The organism is Streptomyces sp. NPDC013457, from assembly GCF_043089925.1.
In the GTDB taxonomy this organism is placed as follows: domain Bacteria; phylum Actinomycetota; class Actinomycetes; order Streptomycetales; family Streptomycetaceae; genus Streptomyces.
Window position 1 is genome coordinate 214,357 of the sequence record NZ_JBICBL010000005.1, and the last position, 23,209, is coordinate 237,565.

General features: G+C 71.8%; 24 protein-coding genes. 14 read left to right on the forward strand and 10 right to left on the reverse strand.

Going from position 1 to position 23,209, the window contains the following annotated elements; translation table 11 throughout:
- Positions 1–11: 11 nt before the first annotated feature.
- Positions 12–1,223: a pyridoxal phosphate-dependent aminotransferase gene (locus ACF1G2_RS15465; protein ID WP_391798754.1), complete on the forward strand. Its 1,212-nt coding sequence runs from the start codon at positions 12–14 to the stop codon at positions 1,221–1,223.
- A gap of 92 nt (positions 1,224–1,315) precedes the next feature.
- Positions 1,316–1,708: a hypothetical protein gene (locus ACF1G2_RS15470; protein WP_391798755.1), complete on the forward strand. Its 393-nt coding sequence runs from the start codon at positions 1,316–1,318 to the stop codon at positions 1,706–1,708.
- 65 nt (positions 1,709–1,773) lie between these two features.
- Here the strand turns inward: ACF1G2_RS15470 and ACF1G2_RS15475 are convergent, their stop codons facing one another.
- Positions 1,774–2,196 carry a hypothetical protein gene (locus ACF1G2_RS15475; RefSeq protein WP_391798756.1) on the reverse strand — a complete coding sequence of 141 codons (423 nt, stop codon included), beginning with the start codon at positions 2,194–2,196 and terminating at the stop codon, positions 1,774–1,776.
- Positions 2,197–2,305: 109 nt separating this feature from the next.
- On the opposite strand from ACF1G2_RS15475, the gene ACF1G2_RS15480 reads away from it, so the two are divergent.
- From ACF1G2_RS15480 to ACF1G2_RS15500, 5 genes are all read left to right on the forward strand, one after another.
- The gene (locus tag ACF1G2_RS15480; RefSeq protein WP_391798757.1) at positions 2,306–3,424 is read left to right on the forward strand and encodes a hypothetical protein; all 1,119 of its coding nucleotides are present in this window, start codon (positions 2,306–2,308) and stop codon (positions 3,422–3,424) included.
- Positions 3,421–4,599, forward strand: a complete 1,179-nt coding sequence (locus tag ACF1G2_RS15485) for a toxic anion resistance protein (protein WP_391798758.1) — start codon at positions 3,421–3,423, stop codon at positions 4,597–4,599. The genes ACF1G2_RS15480 and ACF1G2_RS15485 overlap by 4 nt, the downstream gene beginning before the upstream one ends.
- Complete coding sequence (locus ACF1G2_RS15490) at positions 4,596–6,170, forward strand: substrate-binding domain-containing protein (protein WP_391798759.1); 1,575 nt, start codon at positions 4,596–4,598, stop codon at positions 6,168–6,170. The genes ACF1G2_RS15485 and ACF1G2_RS15490 overlap by 4 nt, the downstream gene beginning before the upstream one ends.
- Positions 6,157–6,750 carry a hypothetical protein gene (locus ACF1G2_RS15495; RefSeq protein ID WP_391798760.1) on the forward strand — a complete coding sequence of 198 codons (594 nt, stop codon included), beginning with the start codon at positions 6,157–6,159 and terminating at the stop codon, positions 6,748–6,750. The genes ACF1G2_RS15490 and ACF1G2_RS15495 overlap by 14 nt, the downstream gene beginning before the upstream one ends.
- A 70-nt stretch (positions 6,751–6,820) precedes the next feature.
- Positions 6,821–7,726: a poly-gamma-glutamate hydrolase family protein gene (locus ACF1G2_RS15500; protein ID WP_391798761.1), complete on the forward strand. Its 906-nt coding sequence runs from the start codon at positions 6,821–6,823 to the stop codon at positions 7,724–7,726.
- A gap of 146 nt (positions 7,727–7,872) precedes the next feature.
- Here the strand turns inward: ACF1G2_RS15500 and ACF1G2_RS15505 are convergent, their stop codons facing one another.
- The gene (locus ACF1G2_RS15505; RefSeq protein WP_391798762.1) at positions 7,873–9,699 is read right to left on the reverse strand and encodes a phosphoenolpyruvate carboxykinase (GTP); all 1,827 of its coding nucleotides are present in this window, start codon (positions 9,697–9,699) and stop codon (positions 7,873–7,875) included.
- A gap of 196 nt (positions 9,700–9,895) precedes the next feature.
- Here ACF1G2_RS15505 and ACF1G2_RS15510 point away from each other — a divergent pair, with 196 nt between their 5' ends.
- Positions 9,896–10,567: a hemolysin III family protein gene (locus ACF1G2_RS15510; RefSeq protein WP_391798763.1), complete on the forward strand. Its 672-nt coding sequence runs from the start codon at positions 9,896–9,898 to the stop codon at positions 10,565–10,567.
- 3 nt (positions 10,568–10,570) lie between these two features.
- On the opposite strand, the gene ACF1G2_RS15515 is transcribed toward ACF1G2_RS15510, so the two are convergent.
- From ACF1G2_RS15515 to ACF1G2_RS15525, 3 genes are read right to left on the reverse strand one after another with little or no spacing between them, the layout of a single operon-like run.
- A complete protein-coding gene (locus ACF1G2_RS15515) occupies positions 10,571–11,563 on the reverse strand; it encodes a glycoside hydrolase family 26 protein (RefSeq protein ID WP_391798764.1) in 993 nt (330 codons plus the stop codon).
- Position 11,564: 1 nt separating this feature from the next.
- A complete protein-coding gene (locus ACF1G2_RS15520) occupies positions 11,565–12,209 on the reverse strand; it encodes a vitamin K epoxide reductase family protein (protein WP_391798765.1) in 645 nt (214 codons plus the stop codon).
- A gap of 31 nt (positions 12,210–12,240) precedes the next feature.
- Complete coding sequence (locus ACF1G2_RS15525; protein ID WP_391798766.1) at positions 12,241–12,744, reverse strand: DUF5949 family protein; 504 nt, start codon at positions 12,742–12,744, stop codon at positions 12,241–12,243.
- Between the two features lie 150 nt (positions 12,745–12,894).
- Between ACF1G2_RS15525 and ACF1G2_RS15530 the strand changes: the two genes are divergently transcribed.
- Positions 12,895–13,338, forward strand: a complete 444-nt coding sequence (locus ACF1G2_RS15530) for a tyrosinase family oxidase copper chaperone (RefSeq protein WP_391798767.1) — start codon at positions 12,895–12,897, stop codon at positions 13,336–13,338.
- Positions 13,322–14,188: a tyrosinase family protein gene (locus ACF1G2_RS15535; protein WP_391798768.1), complete on the forward strand. Its 867-nt coding sequence runs from the start codon at positions 13,322–13,324 to the stop codon at positions 14,186–14,188. Before ACF1G2_RS15530 ends, ACF1G2_RS15535 begins: the two co-directional genes overlap by 17 nt.
- Before the next feature lie 55 nt (positions 14,189–14,243).
- Here ACF1G2_RS15535 and ACF1G2_RS15540 read toward each other — a convergent pair whose 3' ends face one another.
- On the reverse strand, positions 14,244–14,513 hold the full coding sequence (locus ACF1G2_RS15540; RefSeq protein ID WP_361668066.1) for a chaplin: 270 nt from the start codon (positions 14,511–14,513) through the stop codon (positions 14,244–14,246).
- Between the two features lie 299 nt (positions 14,514–14,812).
- Positions 14,813–15,280 carry a hypothetical protein gene (locus tag ACF1G2_RS15545; RefSeq protein ID WP_391798769.1) on the reverse strand — a complete coding sequence of 156 codons (468 nt, stop codon included), beginning with the start codon at positions 15,278–15,280 and terminating at the stop codon, positions 14,813–14,815.
- A 271-nt stretch (positions 15,281–15,551) separates the two neighbouring features.
- Here ACF1G2_RS15545 and ACF1G2_RS15550 point away from each other — a divergent pair, with 271 nt between their 5' ends.
- Positions 15,552–16,037 carry a hypothetical protein gene (locus ACF1G2_RS15550; protein ID WP_391798770.1) on the forward strand — a complete coding sequence of 162 codons (486 nt, stop codon included), beginning with the start codon at positions 15,552–15,554 and terminating at the stop codon, positions 16,035–16,037.
- Between the two features lie 687 nt (positions 16,038–16,724).
- Here ACF1G2_RS15550 and ACF1G2_RS15555 read toward each other — a convergent pair.
- From ACF1G2_RS15555 to ACF1G2_RS15565, 3 genes are all read right to left on the reverse strand, one after another.
- Entirely contained in the window at positions 16,725–16,988 is a 264-nt protein-coding gene (locus ACF1G2_RS15555; RefSeq protein ID WP_391798771.1) for a hypothetical protein, read from the reverse strand.
- A gap of 244 nt (positions 16,989–17,232) precedes the next feature.
- Positions 17,233–17,808 (reverse strand): hypothetical protein, encoded by a 576-nt coding sequence (locus tag ACF1G2_RS15560; RefSeq protein WP_391798772.1) that lies wholly within the window; start codon positions 17,806–17,808, stop codon positions 17,233–17,235.
- A 262-nt stretch (positions 17,809–18,070) separates the two neighbouring features.
- Positions 18,071–18,310: a chaplin gene (locus ACF1G2_RS15565; RefSeq protein ID WP_391798773.1), complete on the reverse strand. Its 240-nt coding sequence runs from the start codon at positions 18,308–18,310 to the stop codon at positions 18,071–18,073.
- Between the two features lie 635 nt (positions 18,311–18,945).
- Here ACF1G2_RS15565 and ACF1G2_RS15570 point away from each other — a divergent pair.
- The 3 genes from ACF1G2_RS15570 to ACF1G2_RS15580 are packed head-to-tail and all read left to right on the forward strand — an operon-like array spanning position 18,946 to position 22,837.
- Positions 18,946–20,082: a glycosyltransferase gene (locus ACF1G2_RS15570; protein WP_391798774.1), complete on the forward strand. Its 1,137-nt coding sequence runs from the start codon at positions 18,946–18,948 to the stop codon at positions 20,080–20,082.
- Complete coding sequence (locus tag ACF1G2_RS15575) at positions 20,079–21,518, forward strand: exopolysaccharide biosynthesis polyprenyl glycosylphosphotransferase (protein WP_391798775.1); 1,440 nt, start codon at positions 20,079–20,081, stop codon at positions 21,516–21,518. Before ACF1G2_RS15570 ends, ACF1G2_RS15575 begins: the two co-directional genes overlap by 4 nt.
- The gene (locus tag ACF1G2_RS15580; protein ID WP_391798776.1) at positions 21,518–22,837 is read left to right on the forward strand and encodes an O-antigen ligase family protein; all 1,320 of its coding nucleotides are present in this window, start codon (positions 21,518–21,520) and stop codon (positions 22,835–22,837) included. The genes ACF1G2_RS15575 and ACF1G2_RS15580 overlap by 1 nt, the downstream gene beginning before the upstream one ends.
- The last annotated feature ends 372 nt before the right edge of the window (positions 22,838–23,209 follow it).

Genomic DNA, 23,209 nt, shown 5'->3' on the forward strand with positions numbered 1-23,209 from the left:
AAGCTCTCGACATGCAGGTGATCCAGTCCACGAAGCTCGCCAACGTCTGTTACGAAATCCGGGGCCCGGTGCTCGAAGAGGCGATGCGGCTTGAGGCTGCGGGTCATCGCATCCTCAAGCTCAACACCGGAAACCCGGCCGCCTTCGGGTTCGAGTGCCCGCCGGCGATCCTCGAGGACGTGCTGCGCAACCTCGCCGACGCGCACGGCTACGGCGACGCGAAGGGCCTGCTCGCCGCCCGCCGCGCGGTGATGAGCCACTACGAGACCAAGGGCATCCCGCTCTCCGTCGAGGACATCTACCTCGGCAACGGCGTCTCCGAGCTGATCCAGATGTCGATGCAGGCGCTGCTCGACGACGGCGACGAGGTCCTCGTCCCCGCCCCGGACTACCCGCTGTGGACCGCCTCGGTCTCGCTGGCCGGCGGTACGGCCGTGCACTACCGCTGCGACGAGCAGTCGGACTGGATGCCGGACCTCGCCGACATCGAGCGGAAGATCACCGACCGCACCAAGGCGATCGTGATCATCAACCCGAACAACCCGACGGGCGCCGTCTACGACGACGAGATGCTCCGCTCGCTCACGGAGATCGCCCGGCGGCACAACCTGGTCGTCTGTTCGGACGAGATCTACGACAAGATCCTCTACGACGGCACCACGCACACCCCGACCGCCGCCATCGCCCCGGATCTCCTGGTCCTGACGTTCAACGGGATGAGCAAGAACTACCGGGTGGCCGGATTCCGTTCCGGCTGGCTCGCGGTCTGCGGCCCCAAGGCACACGCCACCTCGTACATCGAGGGCCTCACGATCCTCGCCAACATGCGACTGTGCGCCAACATGCCGGCGCAGCACGCGGTGGCGGCCGCCCTGCAGGGCCGGCAGTCGATCGAGGACCTGGTGCTGCCGGGCGGGCGGCTCCTGGAGCAGCGCGACGTGGCGTACGACCTGCTGACGCAGATCCCGGGCGTAACCTGTGTGAAGCCGAAGGGCGCCCTGTACCTCTTCCCGCGGCTCGACCCGAGCGTCTACAAGGTCAAGGACGACCGGCAGATGGTCCTCGACCTGCTGCGGGCCGAGAAGATCATGGTGGTCCACGGGACGGGCTTCAACTGGCACGAGCCGGACCACTTCCGGATCGTGACGCTGCCGAACGCGACGGACCTGGCGGACGCGGTGACCCGGATCGGCACCTTCCTGGACGGCTACAGCCAGCACTGACCCGCCACGCCGGGCCGTAATCCCGGACCACGCTCAACTTTAGATTGAATCCAAGCTAGGATGGATCCAGAGATACCTCAGGAGGCCGTCCCATGTACGAACCGATCCGCACGAAGTCGGTCCACCGGATGGCCGACGACGCCCAGGACGCGTACCCGCACCGCTCCCGCGAGGAGGAGCTGGACATCCAGCTCGCCGGTCACCTCGCCGCCCTCCTCGCCGTCACGGACGAGCTGGGCGACGCGGAGGCCGGTGACCTCATCGCCCGGCAGGTCGCGCGGCTGCGCGGCGCGCCGCCGGCCCGGCACGCGGGACTGAGCGGCTCGGGCGCCCCGTCGCTGCACCGGCGCGCCCACGCCCTCGCCGGCCGCGCCCTGGTGGTCGCCGCCTCCCGGGCCGACACGGCCGCCGCGATCCTCGCCGCCGAGCGCATGGACGCGCACACCGCGGCGCTGACCTCCACCGAGCTGGTCAGCGCCCCCTGACGGCCCCGGGCCGCGTGCCGGGGAGGCGCGCGGCCCGGGTGCCACACACCCCACGGCCAGTCCCGCTACGGCGAGACGGTCGCCGCCGGCTCCGTCGACTCGAACCGCGCCTCCATCACCACGCACCGCAGCTCGCCGCCCTCGTACGGCCACCTGCCCACGAACGCGGCCCGCCCCGTCGCCCCCGGCGCCAGGTCCTCGACAGCCGGCCGGCCCGTCTCGACGAACCGGCCGTCCCCGTCCTGGAAGTCGATCATCAGGTGGTACGTGCCCGTGCGGGCCGCCTGGCTGGTGACCGCCAGTTCGGCGACCGGCCGCCGTGTCACCGGGTCCACCGCGCACCGCGTGACCGACACGTCGTCCTCGGGGAACCGCATGTCCGCGTGATTCTCGCCGTAGACGTAGAAGAACCCGACGAGCAGGCCGACCGGCGCCAGCACCACCGACGCCCCCACGACCACCAGCAGGACGATCACCCATCGCGGCATGCCGCCACCCCCTCCCCAGAGGCGATCACCGTACACGGCGGGTGCTCGTCCTCCGGTTCTGTACCGGGATCACCACTTCACCCCCCGTCCACCCGACTCCCCCTGGAATGTGGGCTTCCGTGAGCAGCCTGCCCTCGTGAGACGCATCCTGGGAATCGTCCTGGCCGTCCTGCTCCTGGGCGGCGTGGCCGTCGTCCTCGTGGCGGGCGGCGACAAGGACAAGGGCACGGCAACGAAGACCGTGCGAGGAGTGATCGGGTCGGAGAAGGCGGAGTTCTTCGCCGACCCGGAGGTCGTGAAGGCCCTGGCCGACAAGGGCTTCACCGTACGGACGGAGACCTCGGGGTCCTGGGACATGGAGGAGCTGCCCCTCACGGGCTACGACTTCGCGTTCCCGGCCTCCAAGGCGCCCGCCGACGAGCTGCGTTCCAAGGCGGGGGTGAAGGGCGCCGCGCTGCGGCCCTTCTACTCGCCGCTGGTCGTCGTCGCCCATCGCGCCGCCGCCGAGGTCCTCGCCGACAACGGCCTGGTACGGCTGGGCTCCGGGGGCCAGACCGGCACCCTGCTCATGGACCCCTATCTGAAGGCCGCGAAGGCCGACAGGACCTGGCAGCAGCTCAAGGGCGCGAGCGCGCATCCGGAGCTGAGCGGCACGGTCTTCGTCACCTCGACCGACCCCGTCGCCTCCAACTCCGGGGCCCTCTACCTCGCCGCGGCCGGCTATGTCGCCGACGGGGGCAGGGTCGCCGGCGACAAGGCGGCCGTGGACCGTACGGCACCGCTGCTGCGGAAGCTGATCGGCGTCCAGGGCGCCCAGCAGTCGAGCTCCGACGCGCCCTTCCGGGACTTCGTCAGCGGCGTCGGCAACCAGCTGGTGCTCGTGTACGAGTCCCAGGTGGCCTCCCCGCTCATGGCGAAGCAGCAGATGGGCGATCTCGTGGTGCTCTACCCGGACACCACGGTGATCAGCGACCACACGGTCGTACCGCTCACCGAGAACGGCCGGGCGCTCGGCGAACTCCTCACCTCCGACCCGGAGCTGCGCAAGCTCGCGGTACGTCACGGCTTCCGCCCGCAGGGCGCCGCCGCCGAGTTCACGGCCGCGACGGCGGACCTCGGGGACCGCCTCAACCAGACACTGACCGGGGTCCGCCAGGCGCCCGTGCCCACCAGCGAGGTGCTGCACGAGATGGCGCGGCGGGCCCGCAACCAGGGGGACTCCGCATGACCACACCCAACGACCCCGCCACCGCGCAACTGGTCCTCACCCCGCCGGAACCGGTGCCCCCGGTCCGCACCGAGCAGGCCTCGGGCCTGGTCCCGCTGGACGAGTCCGTCCGCACGGAGATGAGCCGGCGCGCGGTCGAGTACGTCGACTCGCTCGCCGGGCTCGACGCCCGCTCGCCCGAGTTCGCGGGCCGCATCGGGGAGATCGCGGCGCTCGGGGCGGGCGACATGCGCAGCGCGGCCGCCCAGTCGAACCGGATGCTCGACCGGACGGTCCGGTCGCTCGCCGAGGGCGGCGACGCCCAGTCCCGGGTCGGCGCCTCGCTCGTCGAGCTGCGCCGCACGGTCGAGGACCTCGACCCGCGCGACACGCCGGGCAAAGGGGCCCGCCGGTTGCTCTCCAAGCTGCCGGGCGGCAACAAGCTCCGCGACCATGTCGCCAGGTACGCCTCCTCGCAGGGGACGTTGACCGGGATCGTGGGCGCGCTGCGCGGCGGCCAGGACGAGCTGCGCCGCGACAACGCGGCGTTGCAGACCGAGCGGGCGCGGCTCTGGGAGACCATGGGCAAGCTCCAGGAGTACGCGGTGCTCACCGAGGCTCTCGACGGGGCCGTCGAGGAGCGGATCGCCCTGACTCCGGACCCGGCCGCGGCGGACGCGCTCCGCTCGGACGTGCTCTTCCCCGTCCGCCAGAAGCACCAGGACCTGCTGACCCAGCTCGCCGTCTGCGCCCAGGGGTACCTGGCGATGGACGTGGTCCGGCGGAACAACGACGAGCTGATCAAGGGCGTCGAGCGGGCGGCGACGAGCACGGTCTCGGCGCTGCGGATCGCGGTCATGCTCTCCTCCGCGCTGGAGAACCAGCGCAAGGTGGCCGAGCAGGTCAATGTGCTCCGCTCGACGACCGAGGACCTGATCCGCGGGAACGCGGAGATGCTGTCGACCCAGAGCGGCGAGATCCAGCGCATCGCGGCGGACCCGGCGGTGGGCGCGGAGACGCTGCGCTCGGCGTTCCAGCAGATCTACCGGACGCTCGACGCGATCGACACGTACAAGGTGCAGGCGACCGAGTCGATGGCGGCGACGGTCGAGTCGCTGACCGCCGAACTGCAGTCGGCCGGCTCCTATCTGGCCCGTACCCGCCGCACGAGCGCCCTGGAAGGCGGCCTCGAATGAGACACCCGCACCGCCGCGCCTCGGCCGCCCTCGCTCTTCTGGCCACCCTGACGGTGGCCGCCTGCACCGCCGACGGCACGGACGCGGGCGGTACGGGGGACGACGGGGCCTCCTCTCCCCGTACGCTCCGCGTCCTCGCCTCCTCCGAACTGTCCGACATGGAACCGGTCCTCGAAGAGGCCCGGAAGGCGACCGGGGTGACAGTCAGGCCCACGTACGCGGGCACGCTCGACGCGGTCGAGCAGATCGCGTCCGGTGACGCGGAGAAGTCGTACGACGCGGTCTGGCTCTCCTCCAACGATTACCTGCGGCTGCGCCCCGACACCGCGGGGAAGATCACGGGCGAGACGCCGATCATGACCTCTCCGGTCGCGCTCGGCATCCGCCCGGCCGCCGTGAGCCGTCTCGGCTGGGACCCCGCCGAGGTGACCTGGTCGCAGATCCACCAGGCCGTCGCCGACAGGAAGCTCGGTTACGGCATGACGGACCCGGCGCGGTCCAACTCGGGCTTCTCCGCCCTGGTCTCCATCGCCTCCGGTCTCTCCGGCGCCCAGTCCGCGCTCACCGAGAAGGACGTGGCCGCGGCCACGCCGAAACTCAAGGAGTTCTTCGGCGGCCAGAAGCTGACGTCGGGCTCCTCCGGCTGGCTGGCGACCGCCTGGGCCCGCCGCACGGACGTCGACGCACTGATCAACTACGAGTCGGTGCTGCTCAATTCGCCCGAGAGGCTGACGGTCGTGCGGCCCGCCGACGGAGTCGTCACCGCCGACTACCCCTTCACCCTGCTCACCTCCGCGAGCGCCGACGCGAAGCAGGCGGCCGCGAACCTGACCGCGCATCTGCGCACCCCGGCCGCCCAGCGCATGATCACCGACCGGACCCTGCGCCGCCCGGTCGTCCCCGGGGTGGAGCTCGCCGGGCCGCTCACCTCCGACCAGCGCCGTGAGCTGCCCTTCCCCGGCAGCCGCGCCGTCGCCGACGGGCTGCTCGACGCGTACGAGAACAAGCTCCGCCGTCCTTCCCGCACGGTCTACGTCCTCGACACCTCCGGCTCGATGGCGGGCGACCGGCTCACCCGCCTGAGGTCGGCGCTGGCCGAACTGACCGGCGACTTCAGGGACCGGGAGACGGTCACCCTGATGCCCTTCGGCTCGTCGGTGAAGCAGGGGGAGGTCCGTACGTACACGGTCGACCCGGCCTCCCCGGACCTGGCCATCGGGGCCATGCGCGCACAGGCGAACGGGCTCACCGCCTCGGGCGGCACAGCGGTCTACTCCAGCCTGAAGGAGGCGTACGCGCGGCTCGGCAGCGGCAGCGAGGACGACGCCTTCACGTCGATCGTGCTGATGACCGACGGCGAGAACACCGACGGCGACCCGGCCGACGCGTTCGACGCCTTCTACCGGAACCAGTCGCCCGCCCAGCAGCGGACGCCGGTCTTCCCGATCGTCTTCGGGGACTCCGACCGCGCCGAGCTGGACCACATCGCGACCCTCACCGGCGGCCGGCTCTTCGACGCGACCAAGGGCTCGCTGGACGGAGCCTTCGAGGAGATCCGTGGCTACCAGTAATCCGGTCCTGCGGTTCCTGGAGTCCCGCAAGAACCTCACCGGCTGTGCCTGCGGCATCGTGGGCCTCGCCCTCGCGTTCACCGGCGCGGCCGGCTCGCTGTGGCCGCTGGTCGTCGCGGGTCTGTACGCCGCCGGCGCGCTGATCGCGCCGCCCGAGCGGCCGCCCGCCCCGGCGTTCCCGGACGCGGCGGAGCGGCTCGACGCCCTGCGGGCGGACTTCGCGCGGCTGCGGGAGTACCTGGGCGAGGTGGAGCTGCCCGCGGCGGCCGCCGGCCGTCTCGCCGAGCTGGACGAGCTGGTCGAGGCGCTTCTCGCGCCGGGGTGGGTCAGCGACCCCGAGCAACTGCACGTGCTGGCCAGGGCGGTGCGCCAGGACGTTCTGGAAGCGGTGGACACGTTCGTACGGACGCGGTGGTGGGACCGGGTCGTGCCGGGCTCCGAGCCGCCCGAGCGTCATCTCGAACGCCAGCTGACCGCGCTCCACGAGGAGGCCGCGGCGCTCGCCGCGGCCCTGCAGGACGCGGAGGCGATCCGGCAGCAGACGCACACGCGCTATCTGGAGGAGCGCGGAAGGTCCTGACCCGCCTCCTCTCCGCGGCATGTCCGGGAAGAATCCACCTCGCACCGTCACGATCGGTTATGTTCCGGCCATGACCACGGATCATGCTTCAGCACCGCGTTCCGCCTCCCGCCGCACGGTCCTCACGGCGCTCGCCGCCGCCGCGGCGACGGGCTCCCCGCTGCTCGCCCAACTGGCGTCCGCCGCACCGGCGAACGCGGCGGAGGCGGAGTACCCCTCGAACACCGCGCTCTACCGCGAGCTGGCGGGCCAGGAGGGCACCACCTTCGGCCGCCGGTTCCGCCGCCACGAGCAGTTCGACACCTCGTTGACCGCCGTCGCCCCTTTCCGGCGCACCGCGATCCTCGCCCTGCACGGCGGCGGCATCGAGATCGGCACCAGCGAACTCTGCCTGGGCATCGCCGGATACAGCCCGGGCGACGCCGCGGGTGCCCCGGTCCTGCCCACCGTGCACGACTACTGGATGTTCGAGGGCCTGCTCTCCGCCGGCAACAAGGACCTGCACGTCACCTCGAAGAACTGCGACGACCACGTCGCCCTGGCGACCGCGGCGAGCCATCTCAACGTACTCAGCCTGCACGGCTGCCAGTTCGACCAGCTGCGGCTGCCCACCGGCACCTACCCGCCGACCGGCGACCGACGGATGGCCGTCGTCGGCGGCCTCGACAAGGCGTTCCGTACGGCACTCGTGGCGGAGCTGAACGCGGCGGGCTTCCCGGCCATCGACTCCCTCGCTCCCGCCTGGGCCCCGCTCCTCACGGAGTTCAACGGCGACCACACCGCGAACCCCTGCAACCGGACGATGCTCGGCAGGGGCGCGCAGCTCGAACTCACCACGGAGCTGCGCAAGAGCCTCTTCGACGACCCCGACAGCCGGGGCGGCCGGGCGAGCAGCTGGAACGCCGACTTCGTGAGGTTCCGCGACGCCTGCCGCCGGGCGATCGCCACGGTCGAGGCCGGTCAGCCGCTGCTCTGAGCCGGGAATGCACCGGCCCCCGGAGCCGTGAGGGGGCTCCGGGGGCCGGTGTGCGTCGCAGCGAGCCGTTCGTGACCCCACTGGTCAGGGCGGTGTTCGGGGCGACTCGCCACGAGTCTTTCGGTGGTACCTCGGTGGTACGGGGATCAGCCCAGGCGCTCGACCAGCGCGCGGTACTCGTCCCACAGCTCCTTCGGCGTGTGGTCGCCGAAGGTGTTGAGGTGTTCGGGGACCAGGGAGGCCTCCTCGCGCCAGACGTCGCGGTCGACCTTGAGCAGGAACTCCAGGTCCTCCGCGGGCAGGTCCAGGCCCTCGGTGTCGAGCGCTTCGGCGGTCGGGAGGATGCCGATCGGGGTCTCGACGCCCTCGGCCTTGCCCTCCAGACGCTCCACGATCCACTTCAGGACGCGGCTGTTCTCACCGAAGCCGGGCCAGACGAACTTGCCGGCCTCGTTCTTGCGGAACCAGTTCACGTAGTAGATCTTCGGCAGCTTGGACTGGTCCGCGTTCGCGCCGACCTTGATCCAGTGCGCCATGTAGTCGCCCATGTTGTAGCCGCAGAACGGCAGCATGGCGAACGGGTCGCGGCGCAGCTCGCCGACCTTGCCCTCGGCGGCGGCCGTCTTCTCGGAGGCGACGTTCGCGCCCAGGAAGACACCGTGCTGCCAGGTGAAGGACTCGGTGACCAGCGGGACGGCGGAGGCGCGGCGGCCACCGAAGAGGATGGCCGAGATCGGCACGCCCTTCGGGTCCTCCCACTCCGGGGCGATGGTCGGGCACTGCCCGGCGGGGACGGTGAAGCGGGCGTTCGGGTGGGCGGCCGGGGTCTCGGACTCCGGCGTCCAGTCGTTGCCCTTCCAGTCGGTGAGGTGGGCGGGCGCCTTCTCGGTCATGCCCTCCCACCAGACGTCGCCGTCGTCGGTGAGCGCGACGTTGGTGAAGACGGAGTTGCCCCACAGGGTCTTCATGGCGTTGGCGTTGGTGTGCTCGCCGGTGCCGGGCGCGACGCCGAAGAAGCCGGCCTCGGGGTTGATCGCGTAGAGGCGGCCGTCCTCGCCGAAGCGCATCCAGGCGATGTCGTCGCCGATGGTCTCGACCGTCCAGCCGGAGATCGTGGGCTCCAGCATGGCGAGGTTGGTCTTGCCACAGGCGGACGGGAAGGCGGCGGCGACGTACTTCGACTCGCCCTGCGGCGGGGTGAGCTTCAGGACGAGCATGTGCTCGGCGAGCCAGCCCTCGTCACGCGCCATGACGGAGGCGATGCGCAGCGCGTAGCACTTCTTGCCGAGCAGGGCGTTGCCGCCGTAGCCGGAGCCGTAGGACCAGATCTCTCGGGTCTCCGGGAAGTGCGAGATGTACTTGGTGGAGTTGCACGGCCACGGCACGTCCTCCTCGCCCTCCGCGAGCGGGGCGCCGAGGGTGTGGACGGCCTTGACGAAGAATCCGTCGGTGCCGAGCTCGTCGAGGACGGCCTGTCCCATGCGGGTCATGGTGCGCATGGAGGCGGCGACGTACGCGGAGTCGGTGATCTCGACGCCGATGGCGGAGAGCGGGGAGCCGACCGGGCCCATGCAGAAGGGCACGACGTACATGGTGCGGCCCTTCATCGAGCCGCGGAAGATCCCCTTCTCGCCCGCGAAGATCTCTTTCATCTCCGCCGGGGCCTTCCAGTGGTTGGTCGGGCCCGCGTCCTCCTCCTTCTCGGAGCAGATGAAGGTCCGGTCCTCGACGCGCGCGACGTCGGACGGGTCGGAGGCGGCGTAGTAGGAGTTCGGGCGCAGCGTGGGGTCGAGCTTCTTGAACGTGCCCTTGGCGACGAGCTCCTCGCACAGGCGCTCGTACTCGGCCTCGGATCCGTCGCACCAGACGATGCTGTCCGGCTGCGTGATCTCGGCGATCTCGTTCACCCAGGCGACCAGTTCCTGGTGCTGGGTGGGGACGGCGGTGGTGGGAGCCGCGTTGTCGCGCGCCACGATTGCTCCTTGATGAGGGGTTTTGAAGATGTCTGCCCCGTGGGGGCTGCGACCCGGATGCGTCGTAGCTGCTCATCCGGTGCCGACCACACTCATTTGATCATCCGACGCATGCGCCCATATGTCCAGAGGGCCGCACACGTGAGCATCGCCACTCCTTTCCGTGCCCTACGGGTCCGTAGGTAGCATTCGGCTCATGACTTCTGCTGTGCCGGACCTGAACGAGATCGAGCAGTTCGTCAAGCCACGGCTCAGGGGCTGGCTGCACGCGGGGATGTTCCCCGCGGTCGTCATCGCGGGCCTCACCCTCGTCGCGCTCTCCGACTCGCCGCGCGCGCGGATCGCCTGCGGGATCTACGTCCTCACCGCCTGCCTGCTCTTCGGCATCAGCGCGCTCTACCACCGCGGCAACTGGGGTCCGCGCGGCGAGGCCGTCCTGCGGCGCCTGGACCACGCCAACATCTTCCTGATCATCGCGGGCACCTACACCCCGCTGACCCTGCTCCTGCTCCCCGAGTCCACCGGCCGGCCGCTCATGTGGGCGGTCTGGGGCGCCGCCGTCGCGGGCATCGCCTTCCGGGTCTTCTGGGTCGGCGCACCTCGCTGGCTGTACACGCCCTGCTACATCGCGATGGGCTGGGCCGCCGTCTTCTTCCTGCCCGACTTCATGCGGACCGGCGGCATCGCCGTCCTCGTCCTGGTGATCGTCGGCGGCGTGCTCTACAGCGCCGGCGGGGTCGTCTACGGCATGAAGCGCCCGAACCCGTCCCCGCGCTGGTTCGGCTTCCACGAGGTCTTCCACTCCCTCACCCTCGCGGCCTTCATCGTCCACTACGTCGGCATCTCCCTGGTCGCCTACAACGCGTGAGCCTCACGGCCCGCCCAGCGCGCCCCTGACCACCTCGCCCGACTCCGGATTGTCCGCGCACCCGTACACCCCGTGCGGGCAGTAGTCCGTGAAGGTCTGGTAGACGGGCCGGTACCGCGCGAACCAGTCGAGCATCCCGCGTACGTAGGCCGGGTTGTCCCCGTTGCGGAAGAGTCCCCACTCCGGGTACGAGACGGGCTTGCCGTGCGCCGCCGCGAACCGCACATGGTGCGCGAGGCCGAACTCCTCGGTCACCTGCTCCTCGAAGCCGACCCCCTCGGGCTGGTCGTAGGCGTCGAGGCCGATGATGTCGACGTACGCGTCGCCCGGGTAGCACCGCGGCCACTCGACGGCGTCCCGCCCCCGGCTCGCGGTGAAGTCGAAGCGGAACCGCTGCCCCGGCACGTCCCGCAACACGCCCACCACCCGCTTCCAGTACGCCTTCCAGGCCTCGGGGTCCGGCCCGCAGCGATGGCTGTAGGTGGTGCCGTTCATCTCCCAGCCGAGGACGAGGACGGCGTCGGAGAGCCGGTGCGCGACCAGCCGCTCCCCCAGGGTCCGGAAGTGCCCGTCGTACGCGCCCGCCGCCCCGCTGCGCAGTCCCGACCGGACCTCGCCGTCCGTCAGCCCCTCCTCGCTGCGGTCGAGCAGCGGCACGTTCAGGACGAAGAGCCGCCCCGGCCCCTCCTCCTTCCACCGCGCCCAGGGCTCGAAGAGCGCGGGGTGCCCCTCGATGTTGGACCACCGGTCGCCGGGCAGGTAGGTGTGCCCGACGGTCAGGTCCGCACCGCCGAGCCAGCGCTGCACCTCGGCGATCCGCCGCACCCCGCTCGCGTCGGAACCGGTGAAGAACCCGGACGGCACGTCCGGCCGCCCCGGAACGGGCGCGGGCGCGCGGTCCCCGGGCGCGAGCCGGCCGCCGGGCAGCAGGACGAACGCGAGAACGGCCGCGAGCAGCACGGTCAGTGCGGCCCGCGGCCAGGAGGGGAGGCTCACGTCAGCTGGTCCAGAAGTCCCACCACCGGGTCAGGATCAGCATCCCGATGATTCCGATGTGCAGCACCGGCAGCACGAAGGTGAACTCCTCGAAGAAGCCCCTCACGGCGGCGGGCGCCGGCAGCACCCCCGTACGGACGTTGTGCGAGGTCACGTACCAGAACATGAGAAGCGTCGCGGTCCAGGCCAGGCAGCACCACAGGCAGAGCGCGTTGATCTCGTACAGGGACTGCTGCATCAGCCAGGTGCAGAAACCGACGCCGAACAGCATCCCGGCGTTCAGGCCGAGCCAGAACCAGCCCCGGTAGCGGGCCCCGGCGAGCAGGCCGGCGCCGATCGCGACGACCATCCCGTACGTCACGAGACCGAGCATCGGGTTCGGGAAGCCGAACACCGCCGCCTGCTCGCTCTTCATGATGTTGCCGCAGGACACGACCGGGTTGAGGCTGCAGCCCGGCTGGAAGTTCGGGTCCTCCAGGAGCTTGAACTTGTCGATCGTGATGACCCAGCCGGCCAGCACCCCGGCCGCCCCGGTGATCACGAGCAGCAGCCCGAGAGCCCGGCTCGCGCCGATCGTCCCGGCGCTCTCCGGGGACTCCTCCTGCCGCTGTCCCGGGACCCCGCCGCGTACGTTCACCGTCGCCATGCCGCCACCCCCACTCTCCGCCGCTTCCCGCTCAGCCCTGCAGGCGCCGGACCGGCAGCAGGAGGTGGGCGGCGGAGCCGACCACCTGGTCGTCGGTGACGAAGCTCTTCAGCCGCTCCTCGGTGACCGCCTCGCCGGGCACCGCGTCGGGCCAGGGGCGTACCGAGCAGATCAGGTAGACGTGCCCGTTCTCCTTGGCGGCCGCCTCCCACTCGGCGGGCACCGGGCACTGCGCCTTCATGAACGGCAGCGTGAGCACGGCCCGCTGGGCCTCGACGAGCAGATGGGCGCCGGTCGCCCGCTCCACCGAGGCGTCGACGACGCGGTCCCCCAGCGGCAGACCCATGCCTTCGAGGGCCGCCCGCATGGCCTCCTCGCCGGCCTCGGGACCGTCACGGCCGTCCCCGAGCGAATACACCATCAGGAAAGGAGTGACGGGGGTGTCGTCGGTCGGACCGATGGTCCACGGAACGACGGTGAGCGTGCCCAGCGGATTGTCACTGCGCGCCGCGGAAACGGCGGAGGGAGAAGTCATGGACCCGGATGCTAGTGGTCGAACAGCCGCCTTCCCGCGCTGAATTCACTCGATCGGCCGACATTCCACCCGCTGGCATTTCCCTCGCAACGAAGTCGGGTTTCCATCGTTGTGCCCTGAGGGCATTCTCCGACCGTTTGGAGATCAATCATGATCGTCCCGCGCCGCGTCGCACTGCGGTCCCTCTTCACCCTGGCCGTCGCCGCCTTCACCGGCGGCGCCCTGGCCCGCATCGCCGCCACACCACGCGAGGGCTCGCCCCGCGCCTCGGCCGGCGACACCGCCGAGAAGCCGTTCGGGGAGCCGTTCGGGGAGCACGGGGAGCTCTTCGACGAGATGTACCGAGGGCGCCGCATCCGGAGCCTCGCGGGCCCCTCGGGCGAGCCCGTGGTCCTCGTCGACGGCCGGCCGCTCCATCTGATGCGCCGCGCCGGCGGCGGCTATCTCACCCCCATCGACCACTACGAGTCCCATGCGACACCCCTGGCGGCCACCCGCGCGGCCGTGGACGAGCTGGGATCCGCCCCGCTGACCCGCTACGCCGCCGCCCACGGCGTCCACCAGGGAGGGAGTCCGCGTGGCCTACACGCGTAAGAACCAGCGCGATCTGACGAGCGCCGAGCGGAAGAAGTTCGTCGCCGCCGTCCTGGAACTCAAGCGGTCCGGAAAGTACGACGACTTCGTCCGCACGCACATCGACTACTACGTCGCCGACGGGGACAACCGCCTCCGCGTGGCCCACATGACCCCCAGCTTCCTGCCCTGGCACCGCAAGTTCCTGCTGGAGTTCGAGCGGGCACTGCGCCGGATCGACCCGACCGTCACCGTGCCGTACTGGGACTGGACCCGGGACAACACCCCGGCCGCCTCCCTCTGGAGCGAGGACTTCATGGGCGGCAACGGGCGCCGCGAGGACCTCCAGGTGATGACCGGCCCCTTCGCCTACTCCGGCGGACGGTGGGCGGTGAAGCACGGCATGACCGAAGGCCGCTTCCTGACCAGGGACTTCGGCCGCCCCCAGGACCCGATCACGCTGCCCACGAAGGCGCAGCTGGACGAGGTGATGCGGGAGACCGTGTACGACGTCGAGCCGTGGAACTCCACGAGCCGCTCGGGGTTCCGGAACACCCTGGAGGGCTGGGCCCCGGGCCGGGGCAACGAACGGTTCCGCATCCACAACCGTGTGCACCGCTGGGTCGGCGGCCTGATGCTCGGCGGCGCCTCCGTCAACGACCCGGTCTTCTGGCTCCACCACTCCTTCGTGGACCTCCAGTGGTCCCGCTGGCAGCAGCGCAACCCACGGGCCGGGTATCTCCCCACGCGCCCGCCGCAGCTGGGCGAGTCCCAGTACCGGCGGATCGCGGCCCGCGACGAGAAGATGGGCCCCTGGGGGGTCACCCCTGGCGAGATGCTCGACCACAGCGCGATCTACCGGTACGCATGACAGAACGTCCCCCCGGCCGACCGGCCGGGGGGACGTCGATGACGAGGGGTCGGCCTCAGCCGCCGTAGCCGCCGTCGCCGTGCCCGTCGACGTTCGCGCACTGGTTGCCGAACGCCGGGTTGATCAGCCCGATGACCGTGACGGTGTTGCCGCACAGGTTGACCGGCACGTGGACCGGGACCTGGACGGCGTTGCCCGACCCGACGCCGGGCGAGTGGGCGGCGACACCGTGGGCGCCCGAGTCGGCGACGGCCATGCCGGCTCCGCTGAGGGCAACGGCACCCGTGCCGGCGAGAACAGCGGCAGCCTTCGCGATGCGAGACATCAAGAACTCCTTGGACGTGGAAAGGCGACCGCGAGAATCACGGCCGACATTCCCGTTCAACGCCGAAACGGCACATGGGTCACGGCCATTACGCCGGACGGGACTGAAGGTGAGGGAAGGCCCGCAGAACCGGTGGGTCCGCCCGCCGTCGGATACGACGGAACGGGCCCGGGATCTGCGGGCCACGGCCATGCGACCAGCCTTCCGTTGTAACGAGCAACGACCCCTCGGGTGGCGGGGAAGAATCGTGCCTTCACCCGCCAGGCCATTGGTCGTACAAACGAACGCCGTCAGGCCGTCTACTGCGCCAGACCCAGCTGGGAGTCCAGCGCTCCGCTCAGCATCGGGGCGACGACTCCGACCTCGGGCACCGCGAGGTCCGGCAGCCCGAGCCGGTCGCCGCGCGGCGCGACGACCGGGTTGCCGACCGTGGCGCCCGGGGTGGCGGCGACCATCTCCGAGCGCGGGGTGGTGAAGAGGGCCTTGCCCGGCTCGCTGCCCTCGATGACCTCGGGCAGCTGCGCGGCGAGGACGGTCTCCGGGAGCGTGCTCGTGAACGGCACGCGGGGCAGGGCCACGTCCGGCAGCAGACCGGCCTGCCCCTCCTGAAAGCCGGTGGGGCCGCCCGGCACGGGCAGGGGAACCCCGCTGGCGACCGTGGGGGCGTCCATCGGGATCACCGGCTCCAGTCCCTGGAGCGGAACGACGACCGGCGCGTCGGCGGCGACGGCGGGGGAGGCCATGGCCGCGGAGGCGAGAGCGGTCATGAGGATTCCCATGCCGGCGTGAGAGCGCAGATTCATGACTGCGTAGGCCCTTCAGAGCAAGTGTCGACGTTACTGAGGTACTGCGCACTGAGAACGAGCCCGGCGGAGGGAACGTCGCGAAATTCCCCTGTCTGCAGCAACGTGAAAGACCCCCACCGGTGACGGCGGGGGTCTTCGTTGACGTGTCGTCAGTACGGAACGTCAGTGCCGGCGCTCACGGCGTCCGGCGCCGACGACGCGGCCGGCCCGGAGGTAGACCACGGTTCCGCCGATGATCAGGGCCGCGCTGATCGCCGCCGCGCCCATCGTCACCGAGTCGGCGCCCGTGTCGGGAAGGTGCGGCTTGTCGGGGCCGTGCGACTCCCCGGGCCCGCCCGGCCCGCCGGGGTGGCTCGGGGACGAGGTCGGCGGCTTCGTCGGCGGCGTGGTGGGCGGAGTCGTCGGAGGCTTGGTCGGCGGCTTCGTCGGCGGCGTGGTGGGCGGAGTCGTCGGAGGCTTGGTCGGCGGCTTCGTCGGCGGAGTCGTCGGCGGCTTCGTCGGAGGCGTGGTCGGCGGCTTCGTGGGCGGAGTCGTCGGCGGCTTCGTCGGAGGCGTGGTCGGCGGCTTCGTGGGCGGCTTCGTCGGAGGCGTGGTCGGCGGCTTCGTGGGCGGAGTCGTCGGCGGCTTCGTAGGCGGAGTCGTCGGCGGCTTCGTAGGCGGAGTCGTCGGCGGAGTCGTCGGCGGCTTCGTCGGCGGCGTGGTCTCGTCGTCCCCGTAGCCGCCGGGCTCTTCCTCGTCCGACGGCGGGCCGCACAGTTCCGCGAGCACGGAGGGCGGGACATGGGCGAACGGCGCGTGGTCGCCGCACAGGTCCGGCGGGACGGGGGCCTGGACGTGGTGACCCGAGCCGGGGTCTGGCGAACGGCCGGTGCCGCTCAGGGAGTTCGCCGCCAGCGCGAGACCTCCCGTCAGCGACAGGATTCCCGTCGTCGCCGCTGCGGTGATCAGCTTTCGGCTGATGTTGGATCGCATACCGATCTTCCTCTGGAGAAGGGAGAGACCGGCGGGACCCCCCTCGCTCCGACCGGCCTGTCCACGCACTCAACGCGTCGGTCCACCTGACGCACTGGTTACGGAACGTCAGGCTCAGGGACACCGGGCAGCGGCGCCGCGGACAGCGGCGCGAGTTCGAGCGCTGCCGCCCTCGGTCTCTCCATGGGCCGACCTTCCGTGAGGGGTCGGCGAGAGCCTAAGGAGCGGCACACCGCGGGAGCCGCGACCACACGGCAGCCGATCTGAAAATCATTCGATCAGCCGATCACTGTGGGTGGCGGCATACGCTCGGTGAGGGCGTCCGCCCGGGGCCAGGCGGAGCGAGGGTTCGATCCAGGAGGATCGGGACCGCGGGCGCGGTCCGCCACGCCGGGGAGCGGCGCGGGTCAGGCAGTCATGCGGGGAGAGAGGGTCAGCCGCCGATCGGGAGGCCGCCGAGCAGCGGGGCGCTCTGGGTCGTCTTGTTGAGCTGGTTGGCGGTGTCTCCCACGGTCTTGACGACGGAGCCGTCGGTGGTGCTGCTCAGCGCGTCCGTCTTCAGGCCCTCGCTGGCGAGCGCCCCGAGTCCACCGTTCAGGCTGGTGGGCATCATCGCCTCGGCGGCCATGGCGGGCGCGGCGGCACCCAGGGCCATCACAGAACCGGCGACGACCGCGGCAACCTTGGTGGGCTTCATGAATCGAATCCTTCCTCTTGGCGTAACTGTGCAGGCAAGTCGCTTGCTGTACAGGCCTCTTGGCCGATTCCTGTACGTCGTTCTGCCTTCTGTAACGAGAGGTGCGCTCCACGGAAACTCCGAGAGGCGGGATTTCTCTCCACTGCACTCGAATGACTGGACCCGGTGCTATTTGCGGATCGGATACCCGGACGCCGTGCCGTCCGGGTGACCGGGCGGCACGGCGTCGGGTGGTGAGGCGGAGCTACCAGCGGACCGGCAGGTCCAGTTCGGGCAGGTCCAGCTCGGGCGGTTCGACCTCGGGAAGCTCCGCCGCGGGAAGCTCCACCGGCGGCACCGCCACCGCCGGCACCTCGACCGGAAGCGTGGGCACCTCGACGGGGATCTCCGGCAGCGCCGGCAGTCCGCCGAGCACCCCGGAGAGAACCGAGTCGATCAGCGAGGTGACGGTCGCGGTGACCTGGGGCACGAGACTGCCGACACCGCCGGTGACCGTCGCGAGGAGATCGGCGATCACCTTCTGGACGGCCGCGAGGGCGTCGGAGACGGGGTCGGCGGCCGCGGCCTTCGCGGTCGGCGCCCCGTAGAAGGAGACCGGGGTACCGGGGCGCGAGGCCGGCGTGATGCCCTTGGCGGCGTCGACCGCCGTCGTGACCTTCGCCTTGAGCGCCTCGATCTCGGAGTGGGGCGGCGCCTCGGCTGTCGCGGCCGGGACGCGGGACTGGTGGTGTTCGTCGGCGACGGCGGTTCCGGCCGCGCCGAGGGTGAGGGTGGCGGATATCGCCAGGACGGTGAGGCGGCTGCAAGCGAGGGGACGCATATGTGTTCCTTTTCCTTATGCGTCGGACAACATCACGGCCACCGTGCGCTGCACACATAGCGCTCCGCAACAGGAGAACTACGGAGCGCCACCCCCTCCGTTCGGGTGAATCCGCCGCTCTGACCTGCTCCTCCGAGGGGCGTACGCCGTTGCACCGGGCGGCGCACGAGGGTGCGTCCGAATGATGCAGAAGGCCGGCGCGCCACCCCGGGTACAGGGGCGGCGCGCCGGCCTCGGAAGGACCACGATCCGGCGTGCGAGATCAGACGTTGGCGCAGGTGTTGCCGAAGGCGGGGTTCAGGGCGCCGATGACGTTGACCGTGTTGCCGCAGACGTTGACCGGCACGTGGACCGGCGCCTGGACGACGTTGCCGGACAGGACGCCCGGGGACTTGACGGCAGCGCCCTCGGCCAGGGAGTCGGCAGCGGCGACACCGGCGGCACCCGCGACGGACGCGGCGACACCCACGGACAGGACTACAGCCTTCGCGATACGGGACATGGAGAAGCGCTCCTCGATTGTTGACGAACCTGCGAGACGGCACGGACGGTTTCGCCCGGCTCCTTCAACAACGCTTCCGCAATTCATCGGTTGCTCTCCCGAACGGGTGACGTTCAACCGATCTTTGGGCCATAAGAGGGCCATTCGAGCGACTGACCGAAGAATGGCGCAACACGCTCAACGAGGAAACTGCCGAGCAGATGCGGGAGTTAGCGTTTGTGAGCATCTAATGCTTACTATCGCCCGACGTCGGGGCTATAACGTTCCCGAGCGTCGCCTACGGTCCAGCCGCGCGAACATCCCTTTCGCGCGGTCGACATCTTCTTCTCCCCCGGTCTACACGGGTGTTCCCTTGCTTCTCTCATCAAAGCGGAGAACCACTATGCGGAATTCAGCGGGTCGTGCTGTGCGCCGCGGTCTGTCGTGTGCCCGGTCGTGTGCGGCCCTGCCCGTCACGCCGCCGGCCGCCTCCGCCGCAGCGCTCCCGTCCAAGCAGGGCTTTCACGTTACCGAGTTGGGGAACGCGGCGGATTCCTCCCATTCCGCGGACGACGGGGGTGCGCTGCGCCATGGAGCCGACCGATTCCACATTCGCTTCGGAGCGCTCTTCCTCCAGGCGGACGTCGGGCGCTGACATGCGTTCCTTCTCCGTTCTGCACGCGGTCCAGCCCGGTGACGGCGGGGTCGCGCGGGTCGTCGTCGACCTCGTGCGCGCCCAGCTCGAAGAGGGGCTGCGGGTGTCCGTCGCGTGCCCGCCCGGCACCGCGCTGGCCTCGGCCGTCCGGGCCGAGGGCGCGGAGCCGTACGACTGGCGGGCCGGGCGCGATCCGGGTCCCCGTCTGGTCGGCGAGACCCGGCACCTGGCGCGGGTGATCCGTACGGTCCGCCCCGCCCTGGTCCACGCGCACAGCGCCAAGGCCGGGCTCTGCGCCCGGCTGGCCGTGCGCGGCCGGATCCCGACGGTGTACCAGCCGCACGCCTGGTCCTTCGAGGCGGTCGACGGCGCCGTCGCCGCGGCGGCCCGCCGCTGGGAGGCGTGGGCGGCGCGCTGGACGCACCGGATCGTCTGCGTCAGTGAGGCGGAGCGCCGCACCGGCGAGGCCGCGGGCGTCCGCGCGCCCTGGTCGGTCATCCACAACGGTGTGGACGTCGAGCGGTTCGGGACGTCCACGGCCGCCGTGGCGGACACCGGCTCCGACGGCTCCGCCGACGGGCCCACCGTCGTCTGCGTCGGGCGGCTCTGCCGGCAGAAGGGGCAGGACGTCCTGCTCGCCGCCTGGCCCGCCGTCCTGGAGCAGGTGCCCACGGCCCGGCTCGTCCTGGTCGGCGACGGGCCCGACGCGGAGCGGCTGCGGGCCGCGGCTCCGCCGTCGGTGCGGTTCACCGGCAACGTCGACGACACCGCGCCCTGGTACCGGGCGGCCGATCTCGTCGTCCTGCCGTCCCGTTGGGAGGGCATGGCGCTCGCGCCCCTGGAGGCGATGGCGAGCGGACGCCCGGTCGTCGTCAGCGACGTGGACGGGGCGCGCGAGAGCCTGCCGCCCGGCCACGAACCCCTGTGCCTGGTCCCGCCCGAGGACCCGGCCGCCCTCGCCGCCGCCGTCGGCCGCCTGCTCGGCGGGCCGGAGCCGCGGCGAACCCTGGGCCGTGAGGCCCACGAACACGTACTCAGCAGATTCGATGTGCGGCGCACCGGCGCGGCCGTCGCGGACGTGTACCGCGAGCTGGCCGGAGTGCGGTGCACCGAGCACAGAGAGCCGATTTCGCCGTGACCACGGAAAGCACCAGCGTTCCTCCTTCACCGGGCCCCTGGCCCTCGACGGTCCAGGGCCCCGGCCCCGGACGCGCCTCCCTCGCACCGCAGCGCGGCCGGCCCGACCGGCTCGCGCTGCCGCCGCGCCGGCCCGCGCCGCCACGGCTGACCGCCGTACCGCTGATCGCGGCCGACGGTCTCGCCGTGCTCATCGCGGCCGCGCTGCTGCCCGAACCACAGCGCGGGCTCCGGCTGTTCCTGCTGGTCGCCGTGTGCGTGCTCGTCGTCAACGCGCACGGGGGCCTGCACCGGCCGTCCGGCGTCGCCGCCTGCGTACTGGACGAACTGCCGGCGCTCGCCGCGCGCGCCGGTGTGGCCTGGTGCGTGGCCGCGGCGGCCGTCGCCGCGTTCGCCCCGGCCCTGGCCATCGGTCCGGTCGCGCTCTGCTCCGCTTACGCGACACAGCTCGCCGCCGTAGCCCTGGCCCGTGCAGCGGTGCACGCCGTCAGGCGGCGCAGGGCCCGGACGCATCCGCGCTCCGCGCTGGTCGTCGGCGGTCCCGCCGCAGCCCGCAGGTTCGCGGCGGCGCTCGCGCAGCACCCGGAGTACGGCATCAGGCCGGTCGGGATCGTCGGGTCGCGGGCGGACGGGGAGCCCGGGCTTCCGGTGCTCACCTCGTCCGAGGAGATCCACCGGGCGGTCATCCAGAACACGGTCCGCGACGCCGTCCTCCTGACCGACGACAGCAGCCTGGTGACGCTCTTCCAGCACTACGGCTGCACCACCTGGCGGGTGGGCGGCCGGGATCACGGCGGGCCGATGGGCGACCACCTGTGGGGGTACGCCTGCCGTCGTCTGGTCCCGCTGGACGAGCGGCCGGGACAGGGCGCGAAGCGCGCGCTGGACGTGGCCCTGGCCGGTCCCGCGCTCGTGCTGGCCCTGCCCGTGCTGCTGCTGTGCGCGCTGGCGGTACGGCTCTCCGACGGGCCCGGGGTGCTCTTCCGGCAGGAGCGGGTGGGGCAGCACGGGCGGCTGTTCACGCTGCTGAAGTTCCGTACGATCCGGCCGGCCGACGAGACCGAGTCGGCGACCCGGTGGAGCGTCGCCGAGGACCGGCGGATGAGCGCGGTCGGCGGCTTCCTGCGGAAGTCCTCGCTCGACGAGCTGCCGCAGCTGTGGAACGTGCTGCGCGGGGACATGAGCCTGGTCGGGCCGCGCCCCGAACGTCCGTACTTCGTCACGCAGTTCAGCCGTGCGCACGCCGGCTACGCGGACCGGCACCGGATGCCCGTCGGGCTGACGGGCCTGGCCCAGGTGCACGGGCTGCGCGGCGACACCTCCATCGAGGACCGCTGCCGCTTCGACAACCACTACATCGACCACTGGTCGCTCTGGCAGGACGTCCGGATCCTGCTGCGCACCGCGGCGGGCCTGGTCCGGCCGGCGGGGAGCTGATGATGGCGACGGCGGCCTGGGCGCTCCCCGGGACGGCTGGGACGACTGGGACGCCTGGGACCGGCGTACGGGACTGGACGCGCCGGATCTGGGCGCTGTCCCCGGTCCTCGCGGTGATCGCGCTGCTGCTCGTCCCGGGCGGCGGTGGCGCCGAGGGCGGCACCGGCGGTACGGGAACGATCGCGGACGCGGCCTCGGGGCTGCTCGTGCTGATCTGTCTGGTGCGGGTGGTCCGCAGCGGAGCGCGGCCGTTGAGCCGCGCGGCCGCGGTCGTGCTCGGGCTGCCGGTGCTCGGCATCTGTCTGGCGGCGATCACCTCGAACGACCCGGCGGCGAGCCTCCCGGGGGTCGCCCGGTACGTCCAGGTCTTCGTACTCGTCCCGGCCGCCGTGCTGCTGATGATCCGCGACCGGCGGGACTTCGCGGTGGTCGCCTGGGCGCTGGTCGGGCTGGCGCTGCTCCAGGGCGCGGTCGGGGTCACGCAGTACCTGACCGGGACGGGCGCGTCGTACCAGGGCGAGGACATCCGTGCGGTCGGGACGTTCGGTCCGACGGACGTGATGGGGATGGCGACGGTCGTCGCGTACGGCCTGGTCATCGTCACCGGGATCGCGCTGGGGAGCGGGCGGGGCCGGGCCCGTACCGCGGCGCTGGTCTGCGCCGGGCTGCTGTTCGTCCCCCTCGTGCTCTCGTTCAGCCGGGGCGCGTGGATCGCGACGGTGCTGACGGTCGCGATCCAGCTGGTGCTGTCGGGGCTGCGACGGGCGGGGCGGGTGGCGCTCGCGGCGGGCGCGCTGGCGGTGGTCCTGGTGGGCGGGCTCGGGGTCGGTTCGGCCATGGTGAAGGAGCGGGTCGCCAGCATCACGCAGGTGGCGGGCGCGCCGGACCAGTCGGTGACGGACCGGTACACGATGTGGGCGGCGGCCGGGGAGATGTGGCGGTCGGATCCGCTGACCGGGGTGGGGCTCAAGGGCTTCCCGGCGTACCGGGACTCGCACGCCTCGCTGGCGCTGTCGTCGGGCAGCGACACGGCGGGCGCGGGCGCCGCGTTCCACCGTCAGCCGCTGCTGTCCCCGCACAACATGTACCTGCTGGTGCTCAGCGAACAGGGGCTGCTGGGGCTGCTCGCCCTCATGGGCAGCTGGGCGGCGTTGCTCGTGGGGGCGGTGCGGCGGATGGGGCTCGTCGCCATCGGCGTGCTGTCGTGGCAGCTCATCGACTTCTTCTACGCGGACATCGGGGGGCCTTCGACGGTCCTGATGTCGGTCGTCCTCGGGCTCGCGGCCTGGTGGGCGCTGGCGGAGGTGAAACGTGCGTGACCCATGGGGCGGGGAGCCCGAGTCCACGGACCGGGTGTCCGCTCCGGAGGGCCCGAGGGCCGCGGGACCGCCGGTCTGGGCGGACCCGTGGCCCATGCCCGACCTCCCGGTGGGCGGCCGCCGCTGGGCGGGCACGGCCTCCCCCGTCCCGGACTCCCCGCCGCTCCGGCTCCCCGAAGGCCCCGCGGGCCAGGGCTCGGTGGGCCAGGGCCGGGGTCCGGGTGCCGGTCCGCGTCCGAGTCCCGCGGGTGCGACGGGCGGTCAGGGCTCCGGCGGAGGCGGCACCGACACCGGGCCGCGAACCGGCCCGTGGCCCGGGCCGGGCACCCGAGCGACGGTGCGCCCCGGCGCGTACACCGGTGCACACCTCGG